This is a genomic window from Bordetella sp. N (assembly GCF_001433395.1).
Classification (GTDB): Bacteria; Pseudomonadota; Gammaproteobacteria; order Burkholderiales; family Burkholderiaceae_B; genus Bordetella_C.
This window is the reverse complement of the sequence record NZ_CP013111.1, coordinates 4815994-4832357: the sequence shown is the minus strand read 5'-3', so window position 1 is coordinate 4832357 and position 16364 is coordinate 4815994. Positions and strand designations below refer to the sequence as shown.

The following is a 16364-nucleotide window of genomic DNA, read 5'->3' as shown; positions in this document are numbered from 1 at the left end:
CTTGAGCCAGGGCCGGTTATAGTTTGCACCCAATCTATCTGGCCGGGCCGCCATTATGCAAACCGACTACGCAGAACTTGTTCGGCGCACGATCCGCAGTGTTCCGGATTGGCCCAAGGCCGGCGTGGTGTTTCGCGACATCACCCCTGTACTGCAAGACCCGCGCACTTTCCGCGCATTGATCGATCTCTTCGTCTATCGCTACATGCGCCAGCGCCTGGATCTGGTCGCCGGCGTGGACGCGCGCGGCTTCATCATCGGCAGCGTTCTCGCCTACGAGCTGAACCTCGGTTTCGTGCCCGTGCGCAAGCAGGGCAAGCTGCCGTATCGCACGGTGGCGGAGCCTTACTCGCTGGAATACGGCAATTCCGCGGTGGAAATCCACACGGACGCGGTGCGTACCGGCCAGCGCGTGTTGCTGGTCGACGATCTCATCGCCACGGGCGGCACCATGCTGGCGGCCGTCAAGCTGCTGCAAAGACTGGGCGCCAATGTGGTCGAGGCCGCCACCATCATCGACCTGCCCGACCTGGGCGGATCGGCCGCGCTGGCCACCACCGGCACGCCGTTGTATTCGATCTGTCGCTACGACGCCGAGAGCGCCTGAGGCGCTTCGGCGAGCCCGGCCGGACCAGACTTCAATGCTGGTCTTTCAGCCGCGGCTTGATGTAATCCAGGAACGCCCTTGTCTTGGCAGGCAAGGTGCGCGACGGCAGCAGGGCGAACAGCGGCACCGGCGTCAGGCTCCAGTCCGGCAGCACCCGCACCAGGCCCGTGCGTTCGATGGCGCGTTCCATGGCGTCGTAGACCAGCAGCGGCACGATGCCCATGCCGCGCACGGCCAGCCGGCCCAGCATGCCCATATTGTTCGACGCCAGGCGGCCGACCACCTGCACGCGCTCGATCCGCTCGCCGGAGTGCAGCATCCAGAACTGATAAACGTCGTTCACCATGGGCCGCAGGCACTCGTGGTGGCTCAGATCGGCCGGCGTGCGCGGTTCGCCATGGCGCGCCAGGTAGGAGGGCGCCGCGTACAGCTGATGCGCCATCAGCACCACCTGGCGGGAAATCAGGCTGGAGTCGGGCTGTTGGCCGAAGCGCAGCACCAGGTCGTAGGGATTGCTGATGGGGTCGATGGGCCGCACGCTCAGATCGAAGTCACATTCGATCTCGGGATACTCGGCGATGAAGTCGCGAATGATCACCGGCAGGAACAGACTGGCCAGGCTGGGCGGCAGCGAGATGCGCAGGCGGCCCTTGGGCTGGGCCGCCATGTCCTGCAACTGGTCGTGGGCGATGCGCGCCTCTTCGACGATGTGGCGACAGCGCTCGAAATAGATCGCGCCGGCCTCGGTCAGGTCGATGCGCCGCGTGGTGCGGTTCAGCAGCTTCATGCCGACCGAACGCTCCAGTTCGGTGACGCGGCGCGACAGCGTGGCCGAAGGGATATTCAGGGCCTCGGCGGCGTGGCTGAAGTTCTTGCGCTTGGCCACCTCGACGAACAAGGCGATGTCGTTAAGCTGGATATCCACGTTTGAAATCCCGGCGTCCTGATAGGACGCTTTGCAGTATCAACACCCGGGCGCGGCGCGTGCCGCGTTTCGCACACGGCGCCGCGCGCTGCAGGCCCGGACTACAGGAACAGCTTATAGGCCGGATTGTCCGTTTCGTTCCAGTACGGATAGTCCACTTCTTCCAGGAAAGCCTTGAACTGCTTCTTGTCCGCCGGCGGAACCTGGATGCCGATCAGGATGCGGCCGTAGTCGGCGCCCTGGTTGCGGTAGTGGAACAGGCTGATGTTCCATTCCGGCTTCATCGAATTCAGGAAACGCATCAAGGCGCCCGGCCGCTCCGGAAACTCGAAGCGGTACAGCACTTCATCGGTCGTCAGCGCGGAACGGCCGCCCACCATATGGCGCAGGTGGGTCTTGGCCATTTCATCGTGGGTCAGGTCCAGCGTGTCGAAGCCGTTCTTGCGGAAGTGCGCGGCGATCTTGTCGGGCTCGGCGGGCGTGGCAACCTGCAGGCCGACGAAGACGTGCGCGCGCGCACTGTCGGAGATGCGGTAGTTGAATTCCGTGACGCTGCGATCGCCCACCAGTTCGCAGAACTTGCGGAAGCTGCCGCGCTGCTCCGGCATGGACACCGCGAAGACGGCTTCGCGCATTTCGCCCACTTCGGCGCGGTCGGCCACGAAACGCAGGCGGTCGAAGTTCATGTTGGCGCCACAGGAGATGGCCACCACCGTCTTGTTCTTCCACTTGTTCTGGGCCAGGTATTGCTTGGCGCCGGCCACGGCCATGGCGCCGGACGGCTCCAGCACGCTGCGCGTGTCCTGGAACACGTCCTTGATGGCGGCGCAGATGGCGTCGGTATCGACCACCACGAAATCATCCACGTACTGCTTGACCAGGCGGAAGGTCTCCGCGCCCACCTGCTTCACGGCCGTGCCGTCGGCGAACAGGCCGACGTCGTTCAGCACCACGCGACGGCCCGCCTTGATACTGCGCAACATGGCGTCCGAGTCCTCGGTCTGCACGCCGATCACCTTGATTTCGGGACGCAGCTGCTTGATGTAGGTGGCGACACCGGAAATCAGGCCGCCGCCGCCGATGGCGACGAACACCGCGTCCAGCTCGCCCGGATGCTGGCGCAGGATTTCCATGCCCACCGTGCCCTGGCCGGCGATCACGTCGGGATCGTCGAAGGGGTGGACGAAGGTCAGCTTCTGCGCCTTTTCCAGCTTGGCCGCGTGGGCGTAGGCGTCGGAGTAGCTTTCACCGGCCAGCACCACTTCGCCGCCCAGGCGCCGCACCGCGTCGACCTTGACCTGCGGCGTGGTGGTGGGCATGACGATGACGGCGCGGCAGCCCAGCTTGCGGGCCGACAGGGCCACGCCCTGGGCGTGGTTACCGGCGGACGCTGCGATGACGCCGCGCGCGCGCTGGGCCGGCGTCAGGTTGGCCATCTTGTTGTAGGCGCCGCGCAGCTTGAAGCTGAAAACCGCCTGCGTGTCTTCCCGTTTGAGCAGAATCGCGTTCGAAATTCGCTGGGACAGGAGCGGGGCCGGGTCCAGGGCGGTCTCGACGGCGACGTCGTAGACTTTCGAAGTGAGTATGCGTTTCAGGTAATCGGTAGACATGGGGAGGGCACCCCCCCTACCGCGCGGAGCGCGGCCCCCCAGGGGGCGGCACTGGCGGGCCGGCAAAGCCGGCTCCGCTGTGCCCTGGGTCGCTCGGTAGGAGAGAGTTTCGGCTTAAGAAAAAGGTTGTTTTCGGGGGGTTGTCTCTGGGTATGCGCTAGCGTCGGGCAGATTACCACAGGGATACGGGGTAACCCGCAGCGGCGGGCGCGGCGATTGCGTCATGGGGGGCCAGCCTTTTTGGGGGGCGCACACGGCTAAACTGCTGCGATGGAAGAATCCCTGATGTCCTCGATCAACTGGATGCTGCAGCTTCTCGCCCTGCCCAATGTGGGCCTGAGCGCGATCTTCGTCATCAGCCTGATTTCCGCCACGCTGCTGCCGCTGGGCTCGGAGCCCGCCGTGTTCGGCTACGTCAAGCTGGCGCCCGACATGTTCTGGCCGGCCATCCTGGTGGCGACGGCAGGCAATACCATCGGCGGGGCCATCAGCTACGCCATGGGCCTGGGCGCCTGGCGCGCGGCGGAGAAATGGAAGGAAAAACACCCCCACAAGGCGGACGAGGCCAAGTCCACCGCCACCGAAAGCCGCTGGCACAGACGCGCCCACGACTGGTGCCACCGCCTGGGGCCGCCGGCCATGCTGCTGTCCTGGCTGCCGGGTGTAGGCGACCCCCTCTGCGCTGTGGCGGGATGGCTACGCTTGTCGTTTTGGCCTTGCGTGGTCTACATGGGTATCGGTAAATTCCTGCGCTACCTCGCCATGACGGGCGGCCTGATCTGGCTGTTCCCGCAGACATGACCCCCTGATGCCGTGCCACGAGCACGCCCGGGCAGGTCGAAGCCGGCGCCGGCAGCGGGATCGGGACGCAACCCGCCCCCCGCCGGCAAACCCTCTCAGATTTCTGTAAGTGTGTGGCCGCACAACGCTTTTCCAGCGCCGGTTGGGGGTTATCCCTCGGCTGTCCGGCGGCCATGACGTAGAATGCGCTTTTAAGGGCCTACCCTCAGCATCCATGAACGCCCCCATCGCCAGCCTGATCCTCGACGCGGCGACGCCGCCCGCTCCCGGCACCCGCCTGCGAGAAATCCCCTACAACTACACCTCGTTTTCCGACAAGGAAATCGTTGGCCGCCTGCTCGGCGTGGACGCATGGCAGTTGCTGTCCGACCTGCGCGGCGAGCGCCGTACCGGCCGCTCCGCGCGCATGTTGTACGAGGTGCTGGGCGATATCTGGGTAGTTCGCCGCAATCCCTATCTGCAGGACGACCTGCTGGAAAATCCGAAACGCCGGAACCAGCTGATCGAGGCCCTGCATCATCGCCTGTCCGAAATCGACAAGCGGCGTGAACCGGCGCGTATCGACTTCCAGGAAGGCCGCGACCTGTACCGCGACGAGAAGGTGCTGCAGCTGATCGAGCGCGCCCGCGCCGCCATCGCCGCCTTCCAGGCCCAGTTCGACGAAACCGCCGCGCTGCGCAAGCAGGCGCAGAAGGTGCTGGGCCGCATCACAGCCCGCGACAACATCAAGTTCGATGGCCTGTCGCGCGTGGCTCACGTCACCGATGCCACCGACTGGCGCGTCGAGTACCCCTTCGTGGTGCTGACCCCCGACAGTGAAGACGAAATCGCCGCCATGGTGCGCGGCTGTATCGAGCTGGGTCTGACCATCATCCCGCGTGGGGGTGGCACCGGCTACACCGGCGGCGCCATTCCCCTGACGTGGAAGTCGGCCGTCATCAATACCGAGAAATTCGAGACGCTGGGCCAGGTCGAGTCCTGTACCCTGCCGGGCCGCGATGGGGAAGTTGCGACCATTTTCACCGGCGCGGGTGTCGTCACCAAGCGCGTGTCGGATGCCGCCGCCGCGGCGGGCTTCGTTTTCGCCGTCGATCCCACGTCGGCCGAAGCGTCCTGCGTGGGCGGCAACATCGCGATGAACGCGGGCGGCAAGAAAGCCGTGCTGTGGGGCACCGCGCTGGACAATCTGGCCTGGTGGCGCATGGTCGACCCCGAGGGCAACTGGCTGGAAGTCACGCGCCTGGCGCACAACATGGGCAAGATCCATGATGTGGACATGGTCCGCTTCGAAGTTCAATGGTTCGACGGCCGCGGCAAGCCCGGGGCCACGCCGCTGCGCAGCGAAATCCTGGAAATCGAAGGCCGCCGCTTCCGCAAGGAAGGCCTGGGCAAGGACGTCACCGACAAATTCCTGGCCGGCCTGCCCGGCGTGCAGAAAGAAGGCTGCGATGGCCTGATCACGTCCGCGCGCTGGGTGCTGCATCGCATGCCCGCGCACACGCGCACGGTCTGCATGGAGTTCTTCGGCCAGGCCCGCGACGCCATTCCGTCCATCGTCGAGGTCAAGCACTACCTGGATACCGACGGCAAGACGCGCGGGGCGATCCTGGCGGGCCTGGAGCATCTGGACGAGCGCTATCTGCGCGCCGTGGGCTACGTCACCAAGAGCAAGCGGGGCGTCCTGCCCAAGATGGTGCTGATCGGTGACATCGTCGGCGACGACGATGCCGGCGTGGCCGCCGCCGCCAGTGAGGTGGTGCGCCTGGCCAACACCCGCCACGGCGAAGGTTTCGTGGCCGTGAGCGCGGAAGCGCGCAAGAAGTTCTGGGCCGACCGGTCGCGCACCGCGGCCATCGCGCGTCACACCAACGCCTTCAAGATCAACGAAGACGTCGTGATTCCGCTGAACCGCATGGGCGAGTACACGGATCACATCGAACGCATCAACATCGAGCTGTCCACGCGCAACAAGCTCAAGCTGCTGGACGCGCTGGACGCCTTCCTGGCCGAGCCCTTGCCCCTGGGCAAGTCGGAAGACGCCGAAGACGCCGAGATCACCCGCGCGGAAGTGCTCAACGAGCGCACCCGCCATGCGCAGGATGTCATCGACGCGACGCGCGCGCGCTGGCGCTGGATGCTGGACCACCTGGACGTGCCGCTGACGCAGGCGCTGCCGGACCTGGCCCGCCTGGGCCTGGTGCACATGCAGTCGACCCTGGCCGACCGCATCGTCGCGCAGCCGGGCGCACGCGTGTTCGACGTGGTGCAGGACCGCACCCTGCGCACGTCCTGGAAGACCGAAGTGCTGGCGGAAATGCAGCGCGTCTTCCCGGGCAGCGCCTGTCAGAAGGTGCTGGACGAGATGCGCGCCATCCACGCGCGCGTGCTCAAGAGCCGGGTCTTCGTGGCCTTGCACATGCACGCGGGCGACGGCAACGTACACACCAACATCCCCGTCAATTCCGACGACTACGAGATGCTGGGCGAGGCCAACGAGGCCGTCGCGCGCATCATGCAGATCGCCCGTGACCTGGATGGCGTGATTTCGGGCGAGCACGGCATCGGCCTGACCAAATACGAATTCCTGACCCAGGAAGAGCTGCAGCCTTTCCAGGACTACAAGCGCAAGGTCGACCCGGAAGGGCGCTTCAACGCCGGCAAGCTGATGCCCGGCGCGGACCTCACGCATGCCTGGACGCCCAGCTTCAACCTGATGGGGCATGAGTCGCTGATCATGCAGCAAAGCGAGATTGGCGCGATTTCCTCGTCGGTCAAGGACTGCCTGCGTTGCGGGAAGTGCAAGCCGGTGTGCGCCACCCACGTGCCGCGCGCCAATCTGCTCTATTCGCCGCGCAACAAGATTCTCGCCACCTCGCTGCTGGTGGAAGCGTTCCTGTACGAAGAGCAGACCCGCCGGGGCGTCAGCCTCAAGCATTGGGAAGAATTCGAGGACGTGGCCGACCACTGCACGGTCTGCCACAAGTGCTACAACCCCTGTCCGGTGGACATCGACTTCGGCGACGTGTCGATGAATATGCGGGCGCTGCTGCGCCGCATGGGCAAGAAGTCCTTCAATCCGGGCACGGCCGCGGCCATGTTCTTCCTCAACGCCAAGGACCCCGCCACCATCAACGCCACCCGCAAGGCGATGGTGGGTGTGGGCTACAAGGTGCAGCGCGCCGCCAACGATCTGCTGTCGGGCCTGGTGCGCAAGCAGACGCGCACGCCGCCGGCGACCGTCGGCAAGGCGCCGCTGCGCGAGCAGATCGTGCACTTCGTCAACAAGAAGATGCCGGGCGGCCTGCCCAAGCAGACCGCGCGCAAGCTGCTGGATATCGAAGACGCCAACTACGTGCCCATCATCCGGAATCCGCAGACCACGTCGGCGGAAACCGAGGCGGTGTTCTACTTCCCCGGCTGCGGCTCGGAGCGCCTGTTCTCCCAGGTGGGCCTGGCCACCCAGGCCATGCTGTGGCATGCCGGCGTGCAGACCGTGTTGCCGCCTGGATACTTGTGCTGCGGCTACCCGCAGCGCGGCAACGGCATGAACGACAAGGCCGATCAGATCATTACCGACAACCGGGTGCTGTTCCACCGGGTCGCCAATACGCTGAACTACCTGGACATCAAGACCGTGGTGGTCAGCTGCGGCACCTGCTATGACCAGTTGGCGGGGTATGAATTCGAGAAGATCTTCCCCGGCTGCCGCCTGATCGACATCCACGAATACCTGCTGGAAAAGGGCATCAAGCTGGATGGCGTGCAAGGCGTGCGGTACATGTACCACGACCCCTGCCATACGCCGATGAAGCTGCAGGACCCGATGAAGACGGTGAAGTCGCTGGTTGGCGACGGCGCCATCAAGAGCGACCGCTGCTGCGGGGAATCGGGGACGCTGGCGGTATCGCGGCCGGACGTCTCCACCCAGGTCCGCTTCCGCAAGGAAGAGGAGCTGCGCAAGGGCGCGGACGTGGTGCGCGCCGACGGCTTCACCGGCGATGTGAAGGTGCTCACCTCCTGCCCGTCCTGCCTGCAGGGTCTGTCGCGCTACGAAGGCGATACCAAAATGGAAGCCGACTACATCGTGGTCGAGATGGCGCGGCATATCCTTGGTGAGGACTGGATGGCGTCCTACGTCAAGCGCGCCAATGCTGGCGGTATTGAACGCGTACTTGTTTAAACCGAAAGAAGAAAAAGAAGACGCCGCTCACGCGGCGTTTTTTTTTGCCGCCGTCGGCGTCCGGCCACTGCGCCGGTAGCCTCCGCGATGATCCCGACCGGGTTGGGGCACGCATTCTTTTACCCAGACGTACCGAAACGGCCTAGACTCATTCCCGCGCACGCCCGCAGCGGTTAGAGTCACAAAATGGCGCCGAGTCATCGGCGCCTTCACCCTTCCGGCCCAGGCATAAGAAATAATTATTCAGGGACAGCAGAAAGTAAGCAAAAAATACATGGTACTGTCGCGTAACAATCGCGATGCCAGTCCGAATTTAATCGCCATCAAGTCGATACAAACCGAAAATATCTGCGTGAAACACCTTTTATTTCAGATAGACGAAGAAAGTCTCTGCAAATAACTGTTGAATAATTGTCGCCCGCAATACAATCGTGTTTCTATAGGTATCTACGCGCGGACCTTCGCGGCACCTGCGTCGCTACCTCGAATATCGGAGATAACGAAGTGATGGAAATGAAGGCGCCCGCGACCATCCCGTATTTTTTGCAGGAACAGGTCAGAAGGATGATCGTGGACGGCACGCTGCGGCCCGGCCAGCCGCTGCGTGAGCAGGAGCTGGAACGGCGCTTCGGCACCAGCCGCAGCCCTATCCGCGAGGCGCTGCGCCTGCTGGAACTGAGCGGCCTGGTCACGCATGCCCAGCGGCGCGGCTTCCGCGTGGCCCTGTATGGCGAGCGGGAGATCCGCCACATCTATCAGTTGCGTGCCGAGCTTGAAGCCTACGCCATGGTCCGGTTGGCGGAGCTCAGCAACCTGGCGCCGCTCATGGCCGAATTGAGCAGCTATCACGTGCGCCTGCTGGATTGCGTGCCCGAAGAAAGGGCGCAGGAACTTCTGGATCTCATCAGCGAATTCTTCAACACCATCGTGCGCGTCAATGACAACCAGCCGCTGGCGGCCGCGCTGTCGAAACTGAATGACCGCTGCGATCCCCTGCGCCACATCCTGCTGCGGCGCAAGACCGTGCCCAGCGCGCAACTCGTGGAAGGGATCGGCCGCGTCCTGGAGGCCTTGAAGGCCAAGGACCTGCCCCGCGCCGCCGCCGTCCGCCGGGCGATGACCGAGGCCTTCCTGCCGCTGGTATTGGAGGCGTACGCCGCCGAGGTCTACCCCGAGGCGGCGAGCGTCGGGTAAGCGCCAGCCAGGGCAGGACGTCGCTCAGGCGACGGGGCCGCCCGGCATCGTCCGGACTGCGATCCCCGCCTTTTCCAGCGCGGCGCGGATGCCGTTGGCGAAGATCAGGGCATTGGGTTGGTCGCCGTGGATGCACAGGGTGTCCGCCTGCACCGGTACGTCCTTGCCGTTGACGGAGCGCACCTTGCCTTCCGAGGCCATGCGCACGACCTGGGCCACTGCCGTTTCCAGATCCTCGATCATGGCGCCGGGGCGATTGCGCGGCGACAGCGAACCGTCGTCCTGATACGTGCGGTCGGCAAAGACTTCACTGGCCACTTTCAGGCCGGCTTCCTGGGCGGCGCGCACCAGTTCGCTACCCGCCAGGCCGTACAGCACCAGCGACGCATCGACATCGCGCACGGCGCGGCAGATGGCTTGCGCCAGCGCCGTATCCTTGACGGCCATGTTGTACAAGGCGCCGTGCGCCTTCACATGGTGCAGGCGGGCGCCTTGCGACGCCGCCACGCCGGCCAGCGCGCCCACTTGATACACCACCATGTCATACGCTTCGGCCGGGCTGATCTGCATCACGCGGCGGCCGAAGCCGGCCAGGTCGGGCAGGCTGGGATGGGCGCCCAGGGCAACGCCATGGGCCAGCGCGGCGGCGACGGTCTTGCGCATGGTGCCGGGGTCGCCACCGTGGAATCCACAGGCGATGTTGGCCGCGGTGACGTACTGCAACACGGCATCGTCGTTGCCCATATGCCAGGCGCCGTAGCTTTCGCCCATGTCGCAATTCAAATCTATGGAGAGTGCCATCTGCTCGATTCTTATCGTGGGGTTGGTCGTATCGCGCCAGCGGGCCGCGGCTCGTCGAGCCGGGGCGTGGGGGGCGCGTGCCCGGGCCATGCTGCCCTGAGGCGCAGTGTAATCCCGCGCGCCCAATGCAAACACCGCCGCCGTGCAGGCACGGTCGGCGGTGTCGGGACCACCCGCGCGCGGGATGCAAACAAACCCGGCGCGGGCGTGAAGTCCGTCTGAAGACTTACTTGGCGAACAGGGATTCCATGTTCTTGAACGACTTGAATTCCAGGGCGTTGCCCGACGGATCCAGGAAGAACATCGTGGCTTGTTCGCCGACTTCACCCTTGAAGCGGATGTAGGGCTCGATCACGAACTTGGTGCCGGCCTTGGTCAGCTTGCCGGCCATGTCTTCCCAGGCTTCCATCGGCAGGATGGCGCCGAAGTGGCGCACCGGCACGTCATGGTCGTCGACCGCGCTGGTTTGCTTGTGGCCGCATTCGTCCGGCGCCAGATGGGCGACGATCTGGTGACCGTAGAAATTGAAGTCCACCCATTCCGGGGCGCTGCGCCCCTCCGGACAGCCCAGCAGGTCGCCGTAGAAGGCGCGCGCCTCGGCGATGTCGCGGACGGGGAACGCGAGGTGGAAAGGAGGAATGACGGCAGTCTGAGCACTCATGATGATTTCCAAAGCGGGTGAGACGAAGACGGGATCGGCGCGATGATGCAGTCCCGGCCGAACAGGCAGGGCGCAGTTTAGGGCTTGTTTTTTCGATTGAAAAACGATATTTTTTGGGTCTTAGCAACGTTTTTTGTGATCGATTGCCATGAGCATGCTGCGCGAGTTCAAGACCTTCGTCGCGGTGGCGCGCGATGGCACTTTCACCGGGGCGGGCCACCAGCTGGGCCTGACCCAATCCGCGGTCAGCGCCCAGATACGCCGTCTGGAAGAATTCATCGGGGTGGAATTGTTCGATCGCGGCGCGCGCAATGCGGCGCTGAATGCCGCGGGTCGCGAAGTGCTGGCGCACACCGAGGAATTGCTCGGCCTGGTCGATCGAATGGTGCGCCAGGTCGGCAGCGGCCATGTTTCCGGCGCTTTGCGCGTGGCCGCCATCGCATCGGTGCAGCAGAGTCTGCTGGTGCAAGCCCTGGCCGCCTTGCGCGCCGACTATCCGGACGTCAGTGTGCGCATCGTGCCTGGCGTGTCGCTGGCGCTGCTGGGGCAGGTCGATTCGGGTGAAGTCGACCTGGCGGTGCTGATACGCCCGCCGTTCACTCTGCCGCCGGAACTGGAGTGGCGGCCTTTGCTGGCCGAACCCATGGTGGTCGCGGTGGCGGACGGCTTGCCGGAGATGACGTGGCGCGAGGCCTTGGCCTCCCAGCCCTTCATCCGCTATGAAAGGGCCTCGTTCGGCGGGCGTCTGGTCGACAATTTTCTGCGGCGCCACCGCATCGCGGTTCACGATGCCGTGGAACTGGACGAGATCGACGCCATCGCCAACCTGGTGCGGCATGGCCTGGGGGTGGCCATGCTGCCGCGGACGCGTCAGTTGAACGTGGAGGGCTTGCGCTTCCTGGACCTGGGCGCGGCCGCCTTCGACCGCGAGATCGGCATCGTGGCGCGACGCAATGCCGACCCGGACGGCCTGGCCGGCAAGATGTCGCGCTTCCTCCTAACCGCCGCTAACTAAAATCTGGGACACCGCGGAGCCGGGTCCCCCGGTCCGCGGGTGTCGCCCCCTTGAGGGGGAAGCGCGTAGCGCGTGGGGGAGGGCCCACCTTCCGGTCCGCCGGTGTCGCCCCCTGGGGGGCCGCGCTACGCGCGGTAGGGGGGGGTCCCTTCCTCGCAACGGATGGTGATGGGGTTGGCGCGTAGTGCCGCCATCACCTTGTCGTTCACGGCGCCGTCAACGTCCGTCACCACATAACCGATCTCGCCGCGCGTCTGCAAATTCTGGCTGCAGATGTTCAAGCCTTGCTCGGCCAACAGATTGTCCAGCGTGCCCAAGGCCCCCGGCACGTTCTTGTGAATGTGCAGGATGCGCGCCGTGCCCGAATGCTCGGTGAACGGCAGTTCGGGGAAATTCACCGCGCCCTTGGTGGTGCCGCTCTGGATGAAGCGCACCAGCTTCTCCGCCACTTCACGGCCGATGTTTTCCTGCGACTCCTGCGTGCTGCCGGCAATGTGCGGCGTCAGGATGACGTTGGGCAGGCCCACCAGCGGGCTGGCCAGGGGTTCGTCCTTGCTCTTGGGTTCGACCGGGAACACATCCAGGGCCGCGCCGCCCAGGTGCTTGGACGTCAGCGCCCCGTGCAGGGCATCGATGTCCACCACGGTGCCGCGCGACGCGTTGATCAGGATCGCGCCCGGCTTCATCAGCGCCAGCGTTTCGGCATTGATGATGTTTTCCGTGCTGCGCCCGCCCGGCACGTGCAGGGTCACCACATCGCTCTGCGCCAGCAGGTCGGCCAGCGTGGACACGGCGCGGGCATTGCCTAGGGGCAGCTTCGCCTCGACGTCATGGAACACGACCCGCATGCCCACGCTTTCAGCCAGCGTGCCCACCTGGGAGCCGATGTTGCCGTAGCCGACCACGCCCAGCGTCTTGCCACGCGCTTCATAGGCGCCGTTGGCCGTCTTGTCCCAATGGCCTTCATGCACGCGGTCGTTCTTTTCCGGCACGCGGCGCAACAGCAGGATGGCTTCGCCCAGCACCAGTTCAGCCACCGAGCGAGTGTTCGAGAACGGCGCGTTGAAGACAGGCACGCCGCCGCGCATGGCACCGTCCAGGTCGACCTGGTTGGTGCCGATGCAGAAGCAGCCGACCACGCGCACTGACGGGAAGTCCTTGAACAGCGACGCATCCAGGTGCGTGCGCGAGCGGATGCCGACGACTTCCGCGCCGGCCAGGGCCGCGCGCAATTCGGCGGGCGGCAGCGACGAGGAGTAGGTCGCGATATCGTTGAACCCGGCATCACGGAAAACGGCGACGCCGCTGGGGTGAACATTCTCGAAGAGGACAATCTGCGCCATGCTGCTCTAGCTCCAAACACAAATGAGAATCATATTCTATTAGGATTGTGTCTTCGCCAGCCTGAAACAGCCCGCGATGCCTTCGACACTGGACGCGATGATCGACGCGGCCGGCCTCGGGGGAGGGCGGCTCGGCGCTTCTGCGTATAAACCCTGACAGACGCTAGGGTAGCTCGTGCCCGCAACCGCCATGCCCCAAGCCCATGGCGCGGGGAGGGACATGGCCCGATTTCTTTATTCAGCCAGCCGTTCAGCCGGGAAAGTCAGCGAGAACGTGCTGCCTTTGCCGACGTCGCTGACGATGCCCAGTTCGGCATCGTGGCGCATCGCGATGTGCTTGGTGATCGCCAGCCCCAGCCCGGTGCCGCCCACGGCGCGCGAGCGGCCACGGTCGACGCGGTAGAAGCGTTCCGTCAGGCGCGGGATGTGGCGCGGGGCGATGCCGATGCCCGTGTCGCGCACGCTGTAGCGCGCGCCGCCATCGGGCAGGCGCTCCCAGATGGTGGTGATGGTGCCCCCATCGGGGGTGTAGCGGACCGCATTGGTCAGCAGGTTGGCGAACGCCGAGGACAGCTCGTTTTCCGCGCCCAGCACGTCCAGGCTGTCGTCGATCTGCCATTGCACGTCGTGGCGGCCGGCGGACAGCGCGTCGACCTGCTGGCGCACGGTCTGCAGCAAGGTGCCGATACGCACGGGATGCGGCTCGGCGCTGGGCGAGGATTCCAGCGTGGACAGGGTCAGCAGATCCGCCACGATGGCCTGCATGCGCTGGGCCTGCTCGTGCATCATGGACAGATACTGGTCGCGCTGCTCCTGCGTCAACGCTTCCTGCGGCATGTCGCGCAGCGTCTCCAGGAAGCCGGCCAGCACCGTCAGCGGCGTGCGTAGTTCATGGGACACATTGGCGACGAAATCGCGCCGCGTGGTTTCCAGCTTTTCGATCTGGGTGACGTCGCGCGTGATCAGCAGGCGCTGGTCGCGGGCATAGGCCGTCAGCTGCATCATCAGCAGGCGTTCCTGGCTGCCGATCGCGATCCGCACCAGGATGGGTTCAGGCCAGTCCGTCTGGTGGCTGTACTCGACGAATTCCGGCGCGCGCACCAGATTCAGCAGATTGGCGCCGCGGTCGGCGGGCAGGCGCAGCCCCAGGTGCTGGCGGGCCACGCGGTTGCACCAGTCGATCTGCAGGTCCTGATTCAGCGTGACCGCGCCGTCAGGCAGAGCCTGGGCGGCGGCCAGCATGCCCTGCATGGCATCGCGGCTTTCGGCCAGCTGGCGGGTCTGGGCCCGGACGTAGCGGTAGAGGGGGGCAAGGATGTCATCCCAAGGCCCTACCGCCACGGGCGGGGATTCCTCGGGATTACGCGCCCAGTGGGCGGCTCGCTGCGTCCGCAGGCTGCGGCTGATCAACATCGCCGACAGCGCCACGCACATCAGGATCCAGCCCCAGGGGGCGCCCAAAAGCCATTGGGCGAGGGCGGACAGCAGCGCCCACAACACTATGAAAACAATCGTACGCAGCCAGATCATGGTGCGGGCATTTTAACCCTGGTGGAATCGCGCTCAGCGCGAGGGAAGCTGGGCGGTGAAGCGGTAGCCGCTGCCGCGCACCGTCTCGACGTGCAGATCGTGGCCGCTGGGCTCCAGGGCCTTGCGCAAGCGACGGATGTGCACGTCCACGGTACGTTCTTCCACGAACACGTGATCGCCCCAGACCTGATCCAGCAGCTGGGAGCGCGAGAACACGCGTTCCGGGTGGGTCATGAAGAAATGCAGCAGGCGGAACTCGGTCGGTCCGATCTGCAGCGAATGGCCGCTGCCGTTCAGGCGGTGGGTGACCGGATCCAGGCGCAGGCCGGCGACGTCGATCACGTCATCGGTCAGCTGCGGCGCGCGGCGGCGCAGCACGGCCTTGATGCGGGCCATCAATTCCTTCGGCGAGAAGGGCTTGGTGATGTAGTCGTCGGCGCCGGCTTCCAGGCCGTCCACCTTGTCCTGCTCCGAGCCCTTGGCCGTGAGCATGATGACGGGAACGGTGCGGGTGCGCTCTTCGTTGCGCAGCTTGCGGGCCAGGGACAGGCCGGAGGTGCCGGGCAACATCCAGTCCAGCAGGATGAGATCGGGCAGCTCGGCGCGGATGAGCGTCTGGGCCTGGTCCGCGTCGAAGGCGCGCAGGACTTTGTGCCCAGCGAACGACAGGTTGACCGCGATCAATTCCTGAATCGCGGGTTCGTCTTCGACAACGAGTATGGTGCTGGACATGTGGGTTCGGTATCGGTGAAGCGTGTATTGATTAGTCGGTGAAGCCTGCTCCGCGGATGGCAGTGCGGCGTCAGAACATTGCGATAGTATGGCCGTAATATTTCAGGTATGTGACGGAAGGGGCCGCGGGACGGGGAAGTGCGGTCTATCGGCAGGCCCCAATCGGCTACCATTGCGCCTTGACCCCGGAATCAACCATGCAAAACCCCTCCACGCCCCCCGAATCGTCCGCAGGTACCACCCATTTCGGTTACTCGACGGTTCAGGAAACCGACAAGGCGCGCAAAGTCGCCGAGGTGTTCCATTCAGTCGCCTCGCGCTATGACGTCATGAACGACCTGATGTCGGCGGGCCTGCACCGGATCTGGAAAGCCTTCACCATCGGCCGCGCCGCGATTCGTCCGGGCATGCGGGTGCTGGATATCGCCGGGGGCACGGGCGATCTGGCCAAGGCCTTCGCGCGCCGCGCCGGCCCGTCCGGCGAAGTCTGGCTGACCGATATCAACGATTCCATGTTGCGCGTTGGCCGCGACCGCATGACCGATGCCGGCCTGTTGTTGCCGACCACCGTCTGCGACGCGGAAAAGCTGCCTTTCCCCGACCGTTATTTCGACCGGGTCAGCGTGGCCTTCGGCCTGCGCAACATGACGCACAAGGACCGCGCGCTGGCGGAAATGACGCGCGTGCTCAAGCCGGGCGGCAAGCTGCTGGTGCTGGAGTTCTCCCGTGTCGCCAAGCCCCTGGCGCCGGCTTATGACTGGTATTCGTTCAACATCCTGCCGTGGCTGGGCCAGAAAGTCGCCGGCGACGAGGCCAGCTACCGCTACCTGGCTGAATCCATCCGCATGCATCCGGACCAGGACACTCTGGCTGACATGCTGCGCACGGCCGGCCTGGACCGCGTTCAGTACTTCAACCTGACAGCGGGCATCGCCGCGCTGCACGAGGGCGTGCGCCTGGGTTGA

The 16364-nt window shown here is 65.2% G+C and carries 13 protein-coding genes; 6 read left to right on the top strand and 7 right to left on the bottom strand.

The window, feature by feature from the left end; genetic code table 11:
• Positions 1-55: 55 nt before the first annotated feature.
• On the top strand, positions 56-607 hold the full coding sequence (locus ASB57_RS20775) for an adenine phosphoribosyltransferase (protein ID WP_057653933.1): 552 nt from the start codon (positions 56-58) through the stop codon (positions 605-607).
• Between the two features lie 31 nt (positions 608-638).
• Here the strand turns inward: ASB57_RS20775 and ASB57_RS20770 are convergent, their stop codons facing one another.
• On the bottom strand, positions 639-1532 hold the full coding sequence (locus ASB57_RS20770; protein ID WP_057653932.1) for a LysR family transcriptional regulator: 894 nt from the start codon (positions 1530-1532) through the stop codon (positions 639-641).
• 101 nt (positions 1533-1633) lie between these two features.
• The gene (ilvA, locus tag ASB57_RS20765; protein ID WP_057653931.1) at positions 1634-3142 is read right to left on the bottom strand and encodes a threonine ammonia-lyase, biosynthetic; all 1509 of its coding nucleotides are present in this window, start codon (positions 3140-3142) and stop codon (positions 1634-1636) included.
• Positions 3143-3412: 270 nt separating this feature from the next.
• On the opposite strand from ilvA, the gene ASB57_RS20760 reads away from it, so the two are divergent.
• From ASB57_RS20760 to ASB57_RS20750, 3 genes are all read left to right on the top strand, one after another.
• Positions 3413-3943, top strand: a complete 531-nt coding sequence (locus tag ASB57_RS20760) for a YqaA family protein (RefSeq protein ID WP_057653930.1) — start codon at positions 3413-3415, stop codon at positions 3941-3943.
• A gap of 214 nt (positions 3944-4157) precedes the next feature.
• On the top strand, positions 4158-8123 hold the full coding sequence (locus ASB57_RS20755) for an FAD/FMN-binding oxidoreductase (protein ID WP_057653929.1): 3966 nt from the start codon (positions 4158-4160) through the stop codon (positions 8121-8123).
• A 507-nt stretch (positions 8124-8630) separates the two neighbouring features.
• The gene (locus tag ASB57_RS20750; RefSeq protein ID WP_057653928.1) at positions 8631-9317 is read left to right on the top strand and encodes a GntR family transcriptional regulator; all 687 of its coding nucleotides are present in this window, start codon (positions 8631-8633) and stop codon (positions 9315-9317) included.
• Between the two features lie 24 nt (positions 9318-9341).
• On the opposite strand, the gene ASB57_RS20745 is transcribed toward ASB57_RS20750, so the two are convergent.
• Together ASB57_RS20745 and ASB57_RS20740 are read right to left on the bottom strand one after the other, a co-directional pair.
• A complete protein-coding gene (locus ASB57_RS20745) occupies positions 9342-10118 on the bottom strand; it encodes a LamB/YcsF family protein (RefSeq protein ID WP_057653927.1) in 777 nt (258 codons plus the stop codon).
• A gap of 226 nt (positions 10119-10344) precedes the next feature.
• Positions 10345-10722: a VOC family protein gene (locus tag ASB57_RS20740; protein WP_369822879.1), complete on the bottom strand. Its 378-nt coding sequence runs from the start codon at positions 10720-10722 to the stop codon at positions 10345-10347.
• Positions 10723-10933: 211 nt separating this feature from the next.
• Here ASB57_RS20740 and ASB57_RS20735 point away from each other — a divergent pair, with 211 nt between their 5' ends.
• Positions 10934-11794 (top strand): LysR family transcriptional regulator, encoded by an 861-nt coding sequence (locus ASB57_RS20735; protein ID WP_057656311.1) that lies wholly within the window; start codon positions 10934-10936, stop codon positions 11792-11794.
• A gap of 125 nt (positions 11795-11919) precedes the next feature.
• Here the strand turns inward: ASB57_RS20735 and serA are convergent, their stop codons facing one another.
• From serA to phoB, 3 genes are all read right to left on the bottom strand, one after another.
• Positions 11920-13137, bottom strand: coding sequence for a phosphoglycerate dehydrogenase (serA, locus tag ASB57_RS20730; RefSeq protein WP_057653925.1), 1218 nt, complete (start codon positions 13135-13137; stop codon positions 11920-11922).
• 234 nt (positions 13138-13371) lie between these two features.
• Complete coding sequence (gene phoR, locus ASB57_RS20725; RefSeq protein WP_057653924.1) at positions 13372-14667, bottom strand: phosphate regulon sensor histidine kinase PhoR; 1296 nt, start codon at positions 14665-14667, stop codon at positions 13372-13374.
• Positions 14668-14700: 33 nt separating this feature from the next.
• Entirely contained in the window at positions 14701-15399 is a 699-nt protein-coding gene (phoB, locus tag ASB57_RS20720) for a phosphate regulon transcriptional regulator PhoB (protein ID WP_057653923.1), read from the bottom strand.
• A 197-nt stretch (positions 15400-15596) separates the two neighbouring features.
• Here phoB and ubiE point away from each other — a divergent pair, with 197 nt between their 5' ends.
• Positions 15597-16364 (top strand): bifunctional demethylmenaquinone methyltransferase/2-methoxy-6-polyprenyl-1,4-benzoquinol methylase UbiE, encoded by a 768-nt coding sequence (ubiE, locus tag ASB57_RS20715; RefSeq protein ID WP_057653922.1) that lies wholly within the window; start codon positions 15597-15599, stop codon positions 16362-16364.

What these genes read in the sequence shown, in the direction of transcription:
- phoB (WP_057653923.1), bottom strand. Translation starts at nt 15,399, where the DNA reads ATGTCCAGCACCATACTCGTTGTCGAAGACGAACCCGCGATTCAGGAA.
- ASB57_RS20735 (WP_057656311.1), top strand. Translation starts at nt 10,934, where the DNA reads ATGCTGCGCGAGTTCAAGACCTTCGTCGCGGTGGCGCGCGATGGCACT.
- ubiE (WP_057653922.1), top strand. Translation starts at nt 15,597, where the DNA reads ATGCAAAACCCCTCCACGCCCCCCGAATCGTCCGCAGGTACCACCCAT.
- serA (WP_057653925.1), bottom strand. Translation starts at nt 13,137, where the DNA reads ATGGCGCAGATTGTCCTCTTCGAGAATGTTCACCCCAGCGGCGTCGCC.
- phoR (WP_057653924.1), bottom strand. Translation starts at nt 14,667, where the DNA reads ATGATCTGGCTGCGTACGATTGTTTTCATAGTGTTGTGGGCGCTGCTG.
- ASB57_RS20760 (WP_057653930.1), top strand. Translation starts at nt 3,413, where the DNA reads ATGGAAGAATCCCTGATGTCCTCGATCAACTGGATGCTGCAGCTTCTC.
- ilvA (WP_057653931.1), bottom strand. Translation starts at nt 3,142, where the DNA reads ATGTCTACCGATTACCTGAAACGCATACTCACTTCGAAAGTCTACGAC.
- ASB57_RS20745 (WP_057653927.1), bottom strand. Translation starts at nt 10,118, where the DNA reads ATGGCACTCTCCATAGATTTGAATTGCGACATGGGCGAAAGCTACGGC.
- ASB57_RS20750 (WP_057653928.1), top strand. Translation starts at nt 8,631, where the DNA reads ATGGAAATGAAGGCGCCCGCGACCATCCCGTATTTTTTGCAGGAACAG.
- ASB57_RS20755 (WP_057653929.1), top strand. Translation starts at nt 4,158, where the DNA reads ATGAACGCCCCCATCGCCAGCCTGATCCTCGACGCGGCGACGCCGCCC.
- ASB57_RS20775 (WP_057653933.1), top strand. Translation starts at nt 56, where the DNA reads ATGCAAACCGACTACGCAGAACTTGTTCGGCGCACGATCCGCAGTGTT.